Annotated in this window: 13 protein-coding genes; 2 read left to right on the forward strand and 11 right to left on the reverse strand. The window is 69.2% G+C overall.

Translation table 11 applies throughout. The features are described from left to right. Positions 1-29: 29 nt before the first annotated feature. The 11 genes from ACFFJC_RS00925 to ACFFJC_RS00975 form a co-directional block, all read right to left on the reverse strand. Entirely contained in the window at positions 30-293 is a 264-nt protein-coding gene (locus ACFFJC_RS00925; protein WP_379485695.1) for a hypothetical protein, read from the reverse strand. Then, positions 290-2,221: a chemotaxis protein CheA gene (locus ACFFJC_RS00930; protein WP_379485696.1), complete on the reverse strand. Its 1,932-nt coding sequence runs from the start codon at positions 2,219-2,221 to the stop codon at positions 290-292. Before ACFFJC_RS00930 ends, ACFFJC_RS00925 begins: the two co-directional genes overlap by 4 nt. Then, a complete protein-coding gene (locus tag ACFFJC_RS00935) occupies positions 2,221-3,075 on the reverse strand; it encodes a CheR family methyltransferase (protein WP_379485697.1) in 855 nt (284 codons plus the stop codon). The genes ACFFJC_RS00930 and ACFFJC_RS00935 overlap by 1 nt, the downstream gene beginning before the upstream one ends. Then, positions 3,072-4,169, reverse strand: coding sequence for a chemotaxis-specific protein-glutamate methyltransferase CheB (cheB, locus tag ACFFJC_RS00940; protein ID WP_379485698.1), 1,098 nt, complete (start codon positions 4,167-4,169; stop codon positions 3,072-3,074). The genes ACFFJC_RS00935 and cheB overlap by 4 nt, the downstream gene beginning before the upstream one ends. Next, positions 4,166-5,563: a chemotaxis protein CheW gene (locus ACFFJC_RS00945; RefSeq protein WP_379485699.1), complete on the reverse strand. Its 1,398-nt coding sequence runs from the start codon at positions 5,561-5,563 to the stop codon at positions 4,166-4,168. The genes cheB and ACFFJC_RS00945 overlap by 4 nt, the downstream gene beginning before the upstream one ends. Before the next feature lie 4 nt (positions 5,564-5,567). Next, the gene (locus ACFFJC_RS00950; protein WP_379485700.1) at positions 5,568-7,484 is read right to left on the reverse strand and encodes a methyl-accepting chemotaxis protein; all 1,917 of its coding nucleotides are present in this window, start codon (positions 7,482-7,484) and stop codon (positions 5,568-5,570) included. 126 nt (positions 7,485-7,610) lie between these two features. After that, positions 7,611-8,540 (reverse strand): diguanylate cyclase, encoded by a 930-nt coding sequence (locus ACFFJC_RS00955; protein WP_379485701.1) that lies wholly within the window; start codon positions 8,538-8,540, stop codon positions 7,611-7,613. Then, a complete protein-coding gene (locus ACFFJC_RS00960; RefSeq protein WP_379485702.1) occupies positions 8,537-11,347 on the reverse strand; it encodes a hybrid sensor histidine kinase/response regulator in 2,811 nt (936 codons plus the stop codon). Before ACFFJC_RS00960 ends, ACFFJC_RS00955 begins: the two co-directional genes overlap by 4 nt. Next, the gene (locus ACFFJC_RS00965) at positions 11,344-11,685 is read right to left on the reverse strand and encodes a hypothetical protein (RefSeq protein WP_379485703.1); all 342 of its coding nucleotides are present in this window, start codon (positions 11,683-11,685) and stop codon (positions 11,344-11,346) included. The genes ACFFJC_RS00960 and ACFFJC_RS00965 overlap by 4 nt, the downstream gene beginning before the upstream one ends. Before the next feature lie 135 nt (positions 11,686-11,820). Then, positions 11,821-13,539, reverse strand: coding sequence for a M61 family metallopeptidase (locus ACFFJC_RS00970; RefSeq protein WP_379485704.1), 1,719 nt, complete (start codon positions 13,537-13,539; stop codon positions 11,821-11,823). Between the two features lie 161 nt (positions 13,540-13,700). Continuing rightward, complete coding sequence (locus ACFFJC_RS00975; RefSeq protein ID WP_379485705.1) at positions 13,701-14,177, reverse strand: Lrp/AsnC family transcriptional regulator; 477 nt, start codon at positions 14,175-14,177, stop codon at positions 13,701-13,703. A gap of 130 nt (positions 14,178-14,307) precedes the next feature. Here ACFFJC_RS00975 and ACFFJC_RS00980 point away from each other — a divergent pair, with 130 nt between their 5' ends. Beyond that, entirely contained in the window at positions 14,308-15,261 is a 954-nt protein-coding gene (locus ACFFJC_RS00980) for an ornithine cyclodeaminase family protein (protein WP_379485706.1), read from the forward strand. Next, positions 15,261-17,345: an amidohydrolase family protein gene (locus ACFFJC_RS00985; protein WP_379485707.1), complete on the forward strand. Its 2,085-nt coding sequence runs from the start codon at positions 15,261-15,263 to the stop codon at positions 17,343-17,345. Before ACFFJC_RS00980 ends, ACFFJC_RS00985 begins: the two co-directional genes overlap by 1 nt. Positions 17,346-17,431: the final 86 nt, after the last annotated feature.

Consider the following 17,431-nt stretch of genomic DNA (forward strand, 5'->3'; position numbering starts at 1 on the left):
TACCTGCGGCCCCTCTCTACGGGATCGTGTTAGGAACTTTCTACCGCGCTGTCGCCCTTGTAAATCAGCATTTGGCGGATATCCTCGGATAAGGCTCCTGCGGCGGGCAGGGCCTCAACGCGCGGGGACAGCGAAAGCAGAACCTGCAGCACGGCCAGGTGCAGCTTGCGGGCGCGGGCTAGGTCGACGGGTGCCTCCGGATGGTCCTGAAGCGCGATCAGCAGTTCCTCCGCATCCTCGGCGGCGCAGCGGCCCTCCAGCACGATGATGCCGTTGGCAACCCGCAGGCTCATGCGGCCAGCTCCGGAAGGTCCAGGACGATGAGAACACCGCCGTCGCTCATCACGGCCGATCCGATCACGCCGGGAGCGGACGCGAGTATGCCGCGAGGAGGGCGCAGAACCGTGTCGATGCGCTCCGAGAAGCTATCCACGCGCAGCGCGACCGGATTGCCGCCGACCTCGGTAACGACCAGCTTGGCGTAAAGCCCGCGCGCGGGTTCCGTCTTTAGCAGCGTGGCGAGGTCAAGGACGGGAACGGTCCTCTCGCGAAGGACGCAGGCGAGACCGCTTCCCACGGGCATGAGCGCCGCAGCGTCGACCCGCACCGTCTCGGCCACCTGGTCTAGCGAGACGCCGTAGCGCTCTCCGCCGGCCTCCACCACGAGCAGGCGCGTGGTCAGGGCTTGCACCGGCAGGCGGATGCGGAAGCGGGTGCCCGTGCCCGGTTGGCTGTCGATCTCGATCGCGCCGCGCAGGCGGGCGATCGCCGCCTGCACCGCGTCCATCCCCACCCCTCGCCCGGAGATCTCCGAAACCTCGGCGGCCGTGGAGAATCCTGGGCGAAAGATCAGGCGCAGCGCCTCGGCATCGTCCAGTGCGTCTGCGGCTTCCTTGGAGATCAACGCCCGGTCCACGGCTGCGCGGCGTATCCGGGGCAGGTCCATGCCCGCGCCATCGTCGCTGAGCGTCGCGATGATGGCGTCGCCCTCCCGCCGGAACTCGAGGGTGACACGGCCCACCGCGTCCTTGCCCGCGGCGTTCCGGGCCTGCGGCGGTTCCACGCCATGATCGATGGCGTTGCGCACGAGATGAAGAAGCGGCTCGAACAGCCCGTCGGCGATCTGCTTGTCCACCTCGATCGCGGCGCCGGCCAACGTGAAGGTCACCTGCTTGCCGAGCGTCTCCGCGATCTCGCGGGCGAGGCGGGGGAGGCGGCGCAGCGAGGGTTCGAGCGGGACGAGCCGGACGCGCGAGAGGGCGCGATGCAGCGTGTCGGTGGCGCGCTCGATGTCGGCCTGGGTGGTGCGTAGCCGGGCCGCCAGCAGCGGATCGAGCAGCGCTGCCTCTGCCGCGAGCGGAGCCAGAGCGTTGACCGCCACGATAAGGTCTCCGAGCCCGTCCCCCAGAGCGTCCACGCGACCGGCCTCGACCCGCAGGAGGCTGGTCTCGCCCGCAGCCTCGTTGCCGCGCCTGGGCTCGGCGTCGCGCAGGAGCGGGATCAGTTCGACCTGATCGGGCTGAAGGCGGAACGCGGCGCGCATGTCCGCTTCCGAAGCCGTGCTCAGGCCCTCCAGCACCGAGAAGCAGGTGAACGGTTCCAGTTCGTCGGAGGAGGGCCAGCGATCGCCACTCGGCAGGACGGCCAGAGCTATCAGCTCCGGAATGGCTTCGGCGATGGCCAAGGGGTCGTCGCCGCGGAAGAAGCATTCGCGATCGGGGGCATAGTGGAACGCGACCAAGGGGCTCGCAGCCGCAGCGATGACGGCAGCTTCCCGCTCGCGCAGCGCCGTCAGCCAGGGGGGATCGGCGCTTCCACGGCCGGGCAGCCCGGGAGCCACCCGGCCCGGCTCGCCGAGGAGGGCGATCGTGCGCGCGCTCACTCCGGCAGCATCCTCGGGCAGCGCGCCGTCGCGGCCGACCGCCTCGACCCATCGGTCGACCTGATCGAGGCAGGCGACGAGGCTCGATACGATCCGCGCATTGAGGGTCGTCGTGCCCTCGCGGGCACCGTGTAGCACGTCTTCGGCGGCGTGGAGCAGGCGCTCGGCCGGCGCCAGCGCGAATATGGCGAAGGACCCTTTCAGGGTATGCATCGCTCGAAAGGCGCTGTCCACGGCGGCTTCGTCTCGGGGATCCTGCTCCAGCGCCGACAAGTCGTGCGCCGCCTGCGCCACGAGTTCGCGGCCCTCGACCAGGAACTGCTCGAGGAGTTCGTCCATCATGGCCGGCGATAGACGATCGCGTCGGAAAGGCGAACCAGCTCGAAGCGATCCGAGATCCGCCCCATGGCTTCACTGTGACCCAGGCAGATGTACCCACCGGGGGCCAGGCAATCGTAAAGCGTGTTCACTGCAGTCAGGCGAGCGGCGTCATCGAAGTAGATGAGCAGGTTGCGACAGAGGATGACGTCGAAGGTGCCGAGCCTCGCCACCGTCACAGGATCGATGACGTTGGCGGGGGTGAACCGCACGGACTCGCGAAGGTCCGGTATGATGCGCTTGTGGTGATCCTCCTCGTCATCGAAGTAGCTTGCCCGGATCGCGGCAGGCAGGCGCGCGAGTGAGCGCTCGGCGAAGCGGCCTTCCTGCGCCCTTGCCAATGCGCTTGTATCGATGTCGGACCCGACGATCTCGACGTTGTACGCATCGACAAGGGCCCAATTCTCGAGCAGCCAAATCGCGATCGAGTAGGCCTCCTCTCCCGTCGAGCACGGCATCGACCAGATCCGGATGCGATCGCCCGGCTGGCGCGTGCGGATGATGCGGGGAAGGATGTCGCGGGAGAGGGCCGCCAGCTGGTGCTCCTCCCTGTAGAAATATGTCTCGTTGATGGTGAACGCGTTAATCAGCGCCTCTCGCTCGGCCAGGTGGACGCTCGCATAGGCCAGGTAGGCCTGCGGCGTAGGGCATCCGCTGCGCTTCATGCGCTCTGCGACCCTCCGCTCGATGTAGTAGCGCTTGTTTTCGCCGAAGACCATGCCGGTCCAGCGGTACATGAGCTCACCGATGCGGGCGATCTCCTCGGACGAGAGAGGCGTCGGCGCCGCCTGCAGCGGGGGAGGTGGGCTCGTCATCGGGGCAACAGCCTGGCGAGATCGGCTGCGATCTCGTGCAGAGGGCTTACGCAGGACGCGCCATCCCGCTTCACCAGAGCGCCGGGCATCCCCCAGACGACCGCGGTGCTCTCCGCCTCCGCAAGCGTCAGCCCGCCGTCCTGCTTCAGCTTCGCCATTGCCGATGCGCCGTCCGTGCCCATTCCGGTCATCAACACGCCAATCAGTCGTTCGGGCCGAACGAGCCGCATGGCGCTTTCAACCAGTCGGTCCACGCTGGGGTGCCAGAAATGGTCGGGGCTCGAAGGGGCGGGGAGGGCGACCAGGGCGGCCCCGCGCCGGGAGAGGACAAGGTCGGCATCGCCGCGACCAACGTAGGCGTGTCCGGGAAGCAGCGGCGTGGCCTTGTCGACCTCCTGTACCGTCAACGCGCACATCCGGTCGAGGCGGCGCGCGAGCGCTCCGGTGAAGCTGGCGGGCATGTGCTGGGCGATCAGGATCGGCCACGGGAAGTCGGCAGGCAGCGCCCCCAGCAAGGCGTCGAGTGCAGGAGGGCCGCCGGTGGAGCAGCCGACGAGCACCAGGCCAGGCTCGAAAACCTCGCCGCGCATCGAAACGGGAGCGAGCCGTGGCGGTGCTGTGGTGAAATGGGTTCGCGAATGTCGCAGTCCGCCTGCGCCCGCCGCGCGTACGCGGTCGCGCAGGCGTGCGGTGCGGGGGATGCGTGCTTGCGCAGCGGCCCGTACCTTGTCGACGAGTTCGCCTGCGATGTCGTCGATCTCCAGCGAGATGGCACCCCGCGGCTTGGGCACGAAGTCGATCGCGCCGAGCGTCATTGCCTCCAGCGTCTCCTCGGCGCCCTCCGCCGTCAACGAAGACACCATCACCACCGGGCAGGGGTGCTGGACCATGATCCGATCGAGGCAGGCGAGCCCGTCCATCCCCGGCATGTGCACGTCCAGCGTGACCACGTCCGGGGCGAATGTCGGCAGCATGGCGAGAGCTTCCCCGCCATTGCGGGCGACTGCGACATCGAAGTCGCCGGCCGACTGGAAGATCTCCGTCAGCAGGCGACGCATCAGCGCCGAATCGTCCACGATCAGGAGCTTGGTCACGCCTCGGTCTTCGCGGCCTTCTGGCCCAGGGTGAGCAGCAGGTCCCGTTCGGCACGATCGAGCAGCTCCTGCGGGCTGACGATCAAAACGAGGCTTTCCTCTTCATCAAGGCTGGCGACCCGGTCGAAGACGCGCGTTCCCGGCTCGCCCAGGTCTGGTGCGGGGCGCAGGGCATTTTCGGGCACTTCCACGATGTCCGACACGGCGTCGACCACGAAGCCGGCGGTCAGGTCTCCGATTTGGACGACGATCACGCGCGCCTTCTCTCCCGTGACGGGCTCTCCGTTGAAGCGGCGAGCCTGGTCGATGACCGGGATCACCTGACCGCGCGCGTTCATCAGCCCCTGGACGAAAGCGGGCGCCTTGGGCAGCGGAGTCAATCGGGAAGGCAGCGGCGTCACTTCCTGCACGGCGAGGATCGGAAGGCCGAAGCTGTCCCCTCCGATGCGGAACAGCAGGAAGCGCTCGCCCCGCTCTATCTTGGCGTTCCGGATCACCTCGCCCTTGTCCTCCGCTTCGCCCCGCATCAGCCGGGCGGTCATGACTTCGCTGACGAGCTGGTCGGGTGCGAGGACGGACAGCAGTCGTCGTCCGCCCTCTAGCCGGCAAATCGCGCAGATGCGCGCCTCGCCGCCGCCGCGGTTCAGCACCTGCGGCACCGGATCGACGTGGCCCTCGGGCACGGTTTCGATGCCTCCCATCGCCTCGACCACGATCCCGACGCGATGCGTTCCGATGCGCACCACGATGATGCGCTCGCGCCGTCCGGCGGAGCCGCCGGGCAGGCCCAGCAGCGCGGCCAGCGAGAGCAGCGGCAGCACGGCGCCGCGGCTGGCGATGCTGCCCAAGGCCACGGCATCGGCCTGCGGCAACCGTGCGATCTCGGGCGGCAGGGGCAGCACCTCCTCGACACTCCCGATGGGCAGCGCGAAGTTCTGTCCGCCCGCCGAGAAGACGACCAGGGCGACCCCGTCCGACTGCGTCTCGCTTGCGTGTGCGAAAGACGCCGCAATGGCGCCAGGAGACCGCGGCGCGCGGCGCTCAGGCACGGCGCTTGCCACAAGCGACGCGATCTCGATGCGGGGAATGGCCGCGTCATCGTCCGCGAAACCGGACACCGCGCTGACGGCGAGGCCTATCGGACCATCCGCTTCGGCGACGATGACGCGCGCGGTGGCGGCCTCCGCCCGGCCCAGCAGCCGCGCCACCGACAGGACCGGCACGACCGTGCCGCGGATGTTCGCCACCCCGAGAAGCGCGCGCGGCGCGTGGGGTACCCGGGTCAGCCGAGGCAGCGGCACGACCTCGCGGACCAGTGCGGCCGCCACTCCGAGGTGCTCGTCCCCCAGGCGGAACGTCAGCGTCCTCGCGTCCGGAGCAGTCGCGGCGTTCAACGCCTCACGCTTCGTTGGAGGCGAGCACGGCCGCGATCGAGGCGATGTCCTCGATTGCGGCAGCGAGCGCCTCGGCGCTCTGCGCCTGCTGCCGCGCGGCGGCGCTAGCCTCGCGCGTGGCGCCAGCGGCCAGATCGGCCGTCGCGGCGATCTGTCCCGTGCCGTTCTGGACTTCGCGCACGCCGCGCAGCATGTCCTCGGCGCCGACCAGGATCACCCCATTGAGCGCCTGCGTCGCCTCGAGTTCGGCGGCGACGACCGCAAAGCGCTGGACCATCACGCGATTGCGCGCGATCTCCGCCTCGGCCGCGCCGACGACCTGCTCCAAGTCGCGGCGGACCGCCGTGATCTGATCCTGGATCATGCGCACGGTGTCCTTGGTCTGCTCGGCGCTTGCGGTCGCCTCGCGCGACAGCTTGCGGATGTCCGCCGCGACGGTGGCGAAACCCCGCCCGGCCTCGCCCGCGCGCGTGGCTTCGACAGCGCCGCTGACCGCAAGCATGCTGGTCTGAACCGACACCAGAGAGAGGGCGTCGGAAGCCGTCTCGATCCGGCGGCTGGTGTCGTTGAGCGTAGCCAACAAGGCCAGGACCGCAGTGACTTCAGAGACCGCGGCGCCGACACCCGCGACGAGCCGCTCGACCAGCGCCCGGCTCTCGTTGCAGGAAGCCACGACGGCTCCGATCTTGGCGCTGGCCGCTTCGGCGCGTTGAAGAGCGACCTGGGCCGATTTCTCGATCTGGCCCACGGCGACGTCCGCCTGCACGGTCGCCGATGCCTGAACATGCGTGCCGCGGCTGATCTGCTCGAGAGCGACGAGGATCTGCCCCGAGGCGCCGGAGAGCTCCTGCACCGTGGCGGAGAGCTCCTCCGCGGCCGTAGCCACCTGCTCGACGGCGACCGCGGATGCCTCGGTACCCTGGAGCTGCTGGGTGAGTGCGCCCAGCGCCTCCGCGGTCTGCTGGCTTTGCTCGAGAGAGGCGCCCTGCTGTTCGATCGCCTGCTGTGCCTCGGCGGCCGCGGCCGACTGCTGTTCCGCGGCGCTGGCGACCTGCTCTGCCCCGCGCTCCGCTTCGCGCGCGGCGGCTTCGGCTTCGCCGGCGGTCTGCAGGATCTCCTGCGCGCCCACGCCCAACGCCGCAAGCTCCTCGCGTGCGGATTTTAGCTGCGCCACCACGTCGTGGCCCAGCTGCGCTTCGCTCGTGGCCAGCGTCGACGCTGCGCGCACTCGCTCGGCGATCCGCTGAACCTCCTCGCCGATGAGCCCCGCCAGCTGCCGGATCGAGCCGGCGCCAGCCTCCGAGCTTTCCGCCAGGAGTCGCACCTCGTCGGCGACGACGGAGAAACCGGCGCCGCTCTCTCCGGCCCGGGCCGCCTCGATCGCGGCATTGAGCGCAAGCAGGCTGGTCTGGTCGGAAACGTCGGCTACGCGAGCGCCGATCTCGTCAATGCGGACGGTGCTTTGTTCGAGGGAGGAGATCAGTTCCACGGTCGAGAGTTGGCGCTGCGCGCTCAGTTCGATGGCCGCAACCGAACCGTCGATCTGTGCGCTGATCTCGGCGAAGCTGATCGCGGCGGCTTCGGTCTGTCGGCGCGAATCCTCGGCCTGGGTCCGGGCCTCGCGAAAGTTGACACTCAGCCTGGCAATCAGACCTAATGATTCCTGCGCCGCCCCGGCAGCTTCCTCCGCCCCGCTGGAGATCTGGTCCATCGTCCGCTGGAGTTCCGCGGCGGCGGCGGATGCCTCGCCAAGGCCACTCGCCAGTTCCTGGGTCGCCTGCTCGATGCGTTCCGCGGCGGAAACAGGGCCCACCTTGGCAGGCTTGCGTGGAGCCGGAGCCGGCTGGGGAGGGGGCGCGGAGGCGGCACCCACGGTGGGCTTCGCGCGGGTTTCCAGGGTGGACTTCTTGACCAGCGCCATGTGTTCTCTCGGTTGCTCCGCCGAGGGCTTACGTGAGGCAGCCGCGAAGCGCTAGGTCTACGCGGAAATCTTCTTGGCAGGCGGGGGGACGCAGGCCTGGCGGGCAAGGCACGGCGCGTCCCCTTCCTACGCGTGAAGGTTGGTGTCCGCCGCCGTGAACTCGATGGCGCTGATGCAGTCACGCCCGCCTTGCTTGCTCCTGTAGAGCTGGCGATCGGCCTCCTTGATCCAGAGATCCGGACTCATCCCCGCGTGGCAGCGCGCACTGGCGACGCCGATACTGACGGTGATGAAGGGGCTGATCTGCGAGCATTCGTGAGGAATGTTCAGCGACTGGACGTGCAGGCGAATGTCGCGTGCGATGAGCTCTGCACCCTGCGGATCGAGGTTCGGCAGGATGCAGGCGAACTCCTCCCCGCCGTAGCGCGCGGGTAGATCCGAGGCGCGCTTCACGGCGCGGGCAAGGGCAGCGCCCACCATCACGATGCAGCGATCGCCCGCCAGGTGACCATAGGTGTCGTTGAACTGCTTGAAGAAGTCGATGTCGAGCATGATGACCGTGAGCCAGTCGCCAGTGCGCGCGAGCCGAGCCGTTTCCGCCTCCAGGGCGCGCTCCATCTGGCGGCGATTGCTCAGGCCGGTCAGTGCGTCGGTCACCGCAAGGCTGGCAAGCTGGTCGCGCAGCCGCTTCAGCTCGACATGGTTGCCGACTCGCGCGCGCAGAATGGCCGGCTGGATCGGTTTGGTTACGTAGTCGATCGCCCCGAGCGCCAAGCCGCGCATCTCGTCCTCGGTGTCGCCCAGGCCAGTGGTGAAGATCACCGGGATGTCCGCCAGGTTCGGATCTTCCTTGAGCTGGCGACACACCTCGAAGCCGTCCATGCCCGGCATCAGCACGTCCAGCAGGATCAGGTCAGGAGACACCGCGCGCGCAGTGTCGAGGGCCTGCTGCCCCGAGGTGGAAAAGCAGACCTCGTAATCGTCCTCCAGCACGGCGTTCATGATCTCGATGTTGGAGATCTCGTCGTCGACGATCAGGATGGTAGACCGGGTCACGCCGCTTCGTCCGCCTCTTGTTGGAAGGAGCCTGCGTTCTCCGCATCGAGCAGGCGCAGCGCGGTGTCGTAGTCCAGTCCTTCGAGCGCGCAATGAAGTGGATGAGCGGCGCGCTCGCTGTCGCTGAGGCCAGCGGCCGCTGCGTATCGTGCGAAGGCCGCCCGTGCGCCCAGGCTGCGGCGTCGGACCAGGTCACGCAAGTCCTGCAACGCCGCCGTGATCCCCTCGCCGGGGTTATCGCCGCCGGGCCGGTGCGGTGCGGTAGCCGACGCAGGCTGGAGGCTGCGCGCTGCTGCGATCGCCGGCGCCAGGGATGTTTCCAGCTCCGCAATCTTCGCAAGCGCGGTGTCCGCATCGCCAGCAGCCAGGGCCGCTTCGACTTGCGCCGCAGCGCTCTGCACTTGGTGCAGTTCCAGCGAGCCTGCCACGCCCTTGAGGCTGTGTGCGAGGCGCCGCGCATCGTCGAAGTGGCCTCCTGCGATACGCGTGCGCAGATCCTGCGGTGCGCTCGCATAGGTTTCGCTGAAGGTGACGATCAGCTTGCGCAGCAGCGACGCCTTGCCGTTGACCCGCGTAAGCGCGGCCCGCAGGCCAAAGGGCGGCAGACTGTCCGGCAGGTCGGCAACTGCGCCGTCAGGCTCGCGTGCGGGGCCGGAGTCCGGCTGCCCGGCGGCATGCACGCCGCCGGTGGAGGCCACCGCATCGGCGCGAAGCCACCGCTCGAGCGTCGCGATGAGCAATGCCGGATCGACCGGCTTCGTCACGTGGTCGTTCATTCCCGCGGCAAGACAGCGCTGACGTTCCTCCTCATGGGCATGGGCCGTCATCGCAAGGATGGGCAGCCGCTCCGCCGACCACCGTTCCCGAAGGTGACGGGTGGCGGCGATGCCGTCCATCTCCGGCATCTGGACGTCCATGAGGACGGCTGCGTAGGCACCGTCCTCGGCCTCGACCCGCTCGCAGCCGATCCGCCCATTGCCCGCGCAATCGACGGCAAGGCCGGCCTGGCTGAGCAGTTCGATGGCGATGTCGCGGTTGATCTCGTTGTCCTCCACCAGCAGCACGCGCGCGCCGTGGAAGCGGGGCGACACGCGCGCCGGTGCTGCCGACAGACCGCCAGCGCTGGGCGATTCCTCGTGCGAGAACAGCTCGATCATGGTGTCGAGCAGCGTGGCGGGTACGACCGGCTTGGTGAGGACGCCCGCCACCTGGGTGAGCGATCCGTCGAGGGAAAGGCTGTCTGCGCCATAGGCCGTGACGATCAGGGCGCGGGGCAGAGGCACCGCATGCGGCAGGTCCTGCATCGCTTCCAGCGTGTCGGCGCCGTTCATCCCCGGCATCTTCCAGTCAAGCAGGACGAGATCGTAGGGCTGGCCGGCTTCGTTCGCGCTGCGGATGGCGGCCAGGGCCTCGTCCCCCGAGGCGACGAGATCGAGGCCGATCTGCCAGCCCGCAAAGATGTCCTGCAGGACCTGGCGGGACGAGGCGTTGTCGTCGGCGGCAAGCACCCGCAGCGCCTGGATGCGCGCGGGGATTGCGACAGGGCCGTCGCGAACCTCGCTCTCGCGCGCCATCGCCATGTGGGCGACGAAGGTGGTGCCCTGGCCGAGAGCGCTCTTCACCGCGATCGAGCCGCCCATCTGCTCCACGATCTGGCGGCAGATCGCAAGGCCGAGCCCGGTCCCCCCGAACCGCCGCGTCGTGGAACTGTCGGCCTGGGTGAAGGACTGGAACAGGCCGGCTTGTTGCTCCTCCGTCATGCCGATGCCGGTGTCCTGCACGCTGAGCTCCAGCATGACCTGGTCGGCGCGCTCCGATGCGATCGCCACGCGGACCGAGACTGTGCCGCCTTCCGAGAACTTCACCGCGTTGTTGACGAGGTTGAGCACGACCTGGTTGAACCGCAACTCGTCCCCGGTGAGCCGATGCGGTATGTCGCCGGCCACTTCGGAAACGATGGTGACGCGCTTGGCCTCGGCCTCTCCCGCGACCAGCTGGAGCTGGTTGGCCACGGCGTTGCGAATGTCGAAGCGCCTGGCCTCCAGGGTGAGCTTGCCAGCCTCGTTCTTGGAAAAGTCCAGGATGTCGTTGATGAGGCGCAGAAGCGACACGCCGGCCTGGTTGATCTTGCCGACGTAGTCCTGCTGCTTGGCAGTGAGCTCGGTACGCGCGATCAGGTGGCAGAAGCCCAGGATCGCATTCATCGGCGTGCGGATCTCGTGGCTCATGTTGGCCAGGAACAGGCTCTTGGCACGGCTGGCCTCCTCGGCCTCGCGGGTGCGTTCGCGCAGCCCGAAGCTGTCGACCAGGCGGTCGCTCAGCCATACCAGCATGGTCGCCTGGAACATGACGATGACGGCATGGAGAGCGACGCGCTCGAGGTTGTTGCCTTGTCCCGAGAAGACGGCGGAGGGCAGGACGTAAAGCAGCAGGAGATGGTGCAGCGAGACCGTGACGGCGGCCACCAGCACCGCGTTGCGATCAGCCCAGCCGATCGTCAGCGTCAGCAGGGCGAAGAAGTACATGTGCATGTCCATCTGCCAGGGATGTCCCTGCAGGAGCACGAGGAGGATCGCCGGCTCGGCCATCAGCGCCACAGAGGCCAGGTAGCGGGTCGGGCGCGACACCCCGGACCGCCACCACATCAGGTGGTAGCTTCCGGCCACGATGCAGCCGGCCAGCCCTGCGACGCCGGCGGGATGATCCGTCAGCCACGCCACCGCGATGAACAGCGGGACGTGCGCCCAGAACAGCACCAGCAGGAAGTGCCCGGTGTGCGCGCGCAGTCTTTCCATTTCGAGCGTCAAGGCGCCTGCTCCTGCGATGGTGCGGCTTCGCAACCGGCGATGCGGGGAACCGGGATCGCGAACCAGGCGCCCGTCTTGCGCAGCGTGGTCGTGAAGCCCTCCTGCGCGGAGCCTGCCACGATCATGTTGGGCAAGGCGCCGGTTCCAAGGACGCTGCCTCCCGCCGCCCGGACGAGATTGATGCTGGCTGCCAGCGAGGTGTCGGGAGGGGCCACGACGAGGTACTGGCCGGACCCGCGGCCCGAGGCGGACCACGCCGCGCAAAGTGCGGCAAGACCGACGCCCAGCAGCAGGACAGCGGGCAGGAATTCCGCGGCCCTGGCCTTGCGCTCGTGCACCTGCTCGCCGGCTCGCGAGGGCACGCGCGGCGGCATTCGTGCGGGGGCAGGGGGCAAGGGTCCGATCATGCCCGGACCATAGCGGGAAGTTCGCTATCTAAGCGTTAAAAGACTTGCACCGCGTCGCCGGAATCGTCAGCGGCTCGCCTCCCACTGGTAGGCCGAAACCGTCTCGCCGCGGGGGCGATAGCGGACCTGCAGGGTCTGCCCGCCGCGCCGGACGTCGAGGGTCAGGAACGCCTGCTGGTCGCCCTGCAGGCCGTCCTGCGAGAAGGTGTTGAGGATCTCGTCCCCTTCTCGCAGCCCCGCTTGCTCCGCGTTGGAGCCGGGGATCAGGCCGCGCACGATCTTGGGGCGGGCGAGCAGCGCGGCAGGGTCGAAGCCCAGGTCGAAGCGCTGCAGCGGCTTCTCCACCCGGTGGAACCCGGGGCCGAACGCGTCGGAAGGGGGGAGCACGGTCGCGCCTTTCAGCATCGCTTCGAAGGCGGAGATCCCGGCGTTACCGAGCTCGGCGTGGAGCAGGCGGCGGTAGAGCGCCTCGTCCATCGGCTTCCCGGCCCGGCGTTCGGAGAGCATCGTGCGGACGAGATCGTCCAGCGAGCGCTGGCCGCCCGACGCCTTGCGGATCGCGGCGTCGGTGGCCGCGAAGTAGAGCGAGCCACGGTCGTAGGGCAGTACGCGGATCCGCGTATCCCGCCAGAAACCCGCGGGAATCTCGGCATTCGGCACGTTGATCTTGATGTTCGTGTAGTAGCGTCCCGCGGTCTCGTTGAGGTCGTCCAGGAAGTCCTCGGCCGAAATCAGCCCGGCGCGGTAGGGCAGCAGGCGCTGGTAGTGGACGGCGAGCCCTTCGCCGAACCACGAGCGGTCGAGGCCGCCGGCGGTGTCCATCGAGGTGTCGAGCGAGTTGACCCAGGCGTGGAGCATCTCGTGGGCCAGCAAGGAACGCAATTCCGCGGGTTTCGAGGTGTTGTTGAAGGTGAAGGCGAAGCTGTCGGTCAGGCCGATGCCGCTGCCGGGGTTGCGCGGGTTGGTGCGGCCGAACACGCCGAAGCTGGGCGGGGCGTAGCCGAAGAAGCTGCCGTAGAAGCGGTGGAGCCCGGCCGCCCACGCCATCAGCGGCGGCATCGGGAACGGCGGCGTGCCCTGCCATGCCGCGAAAAATCCATCCTTTTCAGCAGAGTAAGTACCGGGTCTTCCCCCCATGTAGTACATCGAGGCCAGCTTCGAGGAGGGCAGCGGCTCGCGGCTGGCGGCATCGCCGAGGCCCAGGCTGGACACGCCCGAGCCGCCGGAACCGTAGGCGGAGAAGTCCCAGTGGACGGAGGAACGGCGGGAAACGGCGTCGTCCGGGAGGATCAGGAAGGCGTTGCCCGCGGCGGAGAAGCCGCCCAGCTCGGTGCGCATCTCGTACTGCGGCAGCGCGAGCGGCGGCGCGTCGGCGTCGATAGCAACGCGATAGCGCAGCGTTAGCGTGCCATCAACGGCACGCGCGGCCCGCCAGACGCGGGTCCGGTTGGAGGCGTCCTCCTCCACGTCCGCGGCGCGCGCGGGCACCGTGCCCTGCCGGTCGGTCATGGTCAGCCCGCTCACCTGCTCGGCGCTGGTGACCACGGTGTTCGCCACCAGGGGCAGGCGGAACAGGGGTTCCCCGGCCGCACGGGCCATGCCCTCGGCCACGACGGTGACGTCCACGTAGGGCACGTGCTGCCCCGCGTCGGGGCTTGCCGGGGCGAGCGTGACCCGGATCCCCGGCGCCGGCGCCTCGCCAGGGGGCGCCGCGTGCGCGACGCCGCACATCGCCATCACCGGTAGGGCTGCAAGCAGGATAGGGGCAGTCAAGCGGTGGGACATGGCAGGGTTCTCCTCAGGCGAACGATAGCGCGCGGCCGCGACGAAGACGTCCCGCAATCGCGCCCGCCCTCGGCGCCTGCAACATCATTTATGCGTCCGGACGCGCCCTGCCGGCAGCCGGCCGCCCGAAGATCGCGCCCGTCGGGATCGACATCATGCCGTCACGACGCCGAAGGGAGCGGCAGGCGATGGGTACACTTCATCTCGGAGAGCGTCGCGGTGGAGCGGATGTCCTCCACCCCCGGCAGGCGCAGCAGCCGGCGGAAGGTGAAGTTCTGGTACCACCCCATGCTGGGCGCCAGCACCTTGAGCATCACGTCCATCTCGCCGAACAGGGTATAGGCCTCGGTGATCTCGGGAATGTCCTGGATCGCACGGATGAAGCTCTCGCGCGCCTCGTCGCTGAGGCGGCCCATCTTGAGCTGCGCGAAAATGTACATGCTCTCGCCGAACTTCTCGCGGTCCAGCACGGCCACTTGCGCCTTTATGTAGCCTTCCTCCTTGAGGCGCTGGATGCGGCGCCAGCAGGGCGACTGCGACAGCCCCACGCGTTCGGCGATCTCGCTGGAGGATTCGGAGGCGTCGATCTGCAGCCGGTCGAGGATCTTGAGGTCGAGCCGGTCGAGTGCGTCCGCCATGATTATGCGTCATCCCTTTCGCTGAAGCATTGAATTGCCGGCGAGGCTACGCGAATGCGCGATCTCCAGCAAGCATTGCGCAGGAACGACGCCTAAGTTGCGCGTGCAGGGGCATGAAAGGACCGGTCCGATGAAGCGCGACGAGCTGACGATCTTCGACAGCGAGGCGGTTCGCGAGAAACTGTCCTATCCCGACTGCATCCGTGTCGTGCGCGAGGCGATGATGGCGCTTTCCTCCGGGGAGACGCGGCAGCTTCTGCGCACGATGCTTTCGCTGGGCCCGGGTCGCACCTTCGCCCAGATGCCGGGCGCTCTCGGGGAGCGCGAGATGTTCGGGACGAAGACCATCAGCGTCTTCGCCGATCCGCGTTCCCCGGGGCTTCGGCGGCACCGCGGCCTGGTCGTGCTGTTCGAGCCCGACGAAGGCCGACCGGTCGCCATCGCCGACGCCGAGGAGATCACCCATATCCGCACGGCGGCCGCCACCGCGGTGGCGACCGCGGCCCTCGCGCGCGAGGATGCGCGCACGCTGCTGATCGTGGGCACCGGGGGACAGGCGCACACGCACCTGAAGGCGCTGCCGCTGGTGCGCGATTTCGAGCGCGTGCTGGTCTGGGGCCGCTCGCCCGCGAAGGTCGAGGCGCTGGCGGCGCAGTACCCGCAGCTGCCCATCGCGGCGGTGACGGACCTGCGCGCGGCGGCGGGCGAGGCGGACGTCGTCTGCACGCTGACCACCGCCGCGGAGCCGGTGCTGATGGGGGAGTGGCTGAAGCCGGGCACGCACGTCAATCTCGTCGGCTCGAGCGGCCCCGGGCCGGTGGAAGTGGACAGCGCGCTGGTGGTCAACAGCCGCTACATCGCCGACAGCCGCGCGTCCGCGCTCGACGCCGCGGCCGAGTTCCTCGTCGCGCGCGAGAAGGACCTGATCGACGACACCCACATCGTCGCCGAGATCGGCGAAGTGCTGCTCGGCCGGGTGCCGGGCCGCCAGTCGCGCTGGGACATCACCGTCTACAAGTCGCTCGGCCATGCGGTCCAGGACCTCGCCGCCGCCGCCCACCTCTACCGGAGCTCGCTCGCCTGATGTCCCGCCTTCCGCTTCGTGCCGCGCTTTTCGCCTCCACGCTGCTGGCTGTCGCCGCCGCGCACCCCGCCCGGGCCGAGCACGTGCGCTACAGCGTCGTCTCCAACGGCGAGAAGGTGGGCTTCATCGACGCCGAGGTGCAGGGCGGGCGCGTCGCTATCGCCTACGACGTCAAGAACAACGGCCGCGGGCCGACGATGCGCGAGGCGATCGAACTCGGCGCCGACGGGCTGCCGACCCGCTGGAAGCTGGACGGCAAGGCGACCTTCGGCGGCGCGGTGCACGAGCGCTTCCTGCGCGAGGGCACGCGGGTACGCTGGACCGATTCGATGGGCGAGAAGCAGGCCACGGCACGCGGGCCGGCGCTCTACGTGGGGCAGAACGCAAGCCCCTGGGCGCTGGGGCTCTACGCCCGCGCGCTGCTCAAGGACGCGGACGGGCGCATGCCCGCGTTCCCCGGCGGCGAGCTTGCGATCGAGAGGCTCGGCCCCGCGACCATCGGCACCGGCCAGTACCAGGCCTATGCGATCAGCGGCATCGACCTTTCGCCCGAGATGATCCTGCTCGATTCCAAGGGCGAGCTCTTCGCCACGCTCGACAGCGGCGGGGCGACCGTGCGCGAGGGTCACGAAGGCGAAGTGCCCGCGCTCAACGAATTGGGGACCCGGCTGACGGCGGCGCGCTACGCGGCGCTGCAGGCGCGCTTCGCCCATGTCGTCGATGCCCCGGTCCGCATCCGCAACGTGCGCGTGTTCGATCCCGCCAGCGGCACGCTGGGCGAACCGGTCTCGGTCGTCTTCGCCAAGGGCCGCATCACCGGCATCCAGCCGCTGGACGAGCCCGCCACCCCCGGGGAGGCCACCATCGACGGCCAGGGCGGCACGCTGCTGGCCGGGCTGCACGACATGCACGCCCACATCGGGCTGGAATCGGCGATGCTCTACATCGCGGCCGGGGTGACCTCGGTGCGCGACATGGGCAACCACAACGACTTCCTGCCCGGCCTGATCGACCGCATCGCCAAGGGCGAGGTGGCGGGCCCGCGCATCACCGCCAACGGCTTCCTCGAAGGGCGCAGCCCGTTTTCCGCGCGCCACGGCATCGTGGTGGACAGCGAGGCCGCGGCGCTGGAGGCGGTGCGCTGGTACGCCGCGCGCGGGTACTGGCAGATCAAGGTCTACAACAGCATGAACCCGGCCTGGGTGCCCGCCATCGCGCGCGAGGCCAAGCGGCTGGGCATGGGGCTGACCGGCCACGTCCCCGCCTTCACCAATGCCGATGCGATGATCGCGGCCGGCTACGACGAGATCACCCACGTCAACCAGCTGATGCTCGGCTGGGTGCTCGACATCCAGGAGGACACCCGCACCCCGCTGCGCCTGACCGGGATGCGGCGCACCGCAGGGCTCGACCTCGACGCCCCCCGGGTGAAGGCGACGCTCGACACCATGGTGGCCAAGCACATCGCGCTCGATCCCACGGCGGTGACGCTCGAACTGCTGATGCTGAGCCGCGACGGCCAGCCGGCGCCGGCGGTGGCGAGCTACATCGACCACCTGCCGATCGGCCTCCAGCGCCGTCGCCGCCAGGCCATCGCCCCGCTCAGCGAGCCCGGCGACGACGCCGCCTACCAGGGCGCGTTCGACGCGGTGAAGCGGGTCATCCAGCGGCTGCACGCGCGCGGCGTGACGCTGCTGCCGGGCACCGACGACGGCACCGGCCTGTCGGTCCACCGCGAGCTGGAGATCTACGGCGAGGCGGGCATCCCCGCTGCCGACGTCCTGCGCATCGGCACGCTCGGGCCGGAGCGCTACATGGGGCACGACCAGGAACTGGGCTCGATCGCGCGCGGCAAGCGGGCGGACTTCCTGCTGCTGCCCGGCAATCCCCTGAAGGATTTGCGCGAGCTGCACCGCATCGCCATGGTGGTGAAGGACGGCACGATCTACTTCCCTGCGGAGATCTACCCCGCGTTCGGGGTCAAGCCCTTCGCCGCAGCGCCCGCGATCGCGCTGCCCCGGGACAAGCCCGCGCCCGCGACCACCGGCGGTGAGAGCCACGACGCGGCGGACGAGTTCCTGTAAGGGGAAGGGGGGGCGCCGCCGACGCAGTCGGTCGAGACGGGGCTGTTCCCTAGAGCGTGATCTTGTTTGAGTGAATCGTAAGGGGG

This window comes from Novosphingobium soli, from assembly GCF_042432915.1.
Lineage (GTDB): Bacteria > Pseudomonadota > Alphaproteobacteria > Sphingomonadales > Sphingomonadaceae > Novosphingobium > Novosphingobium soli.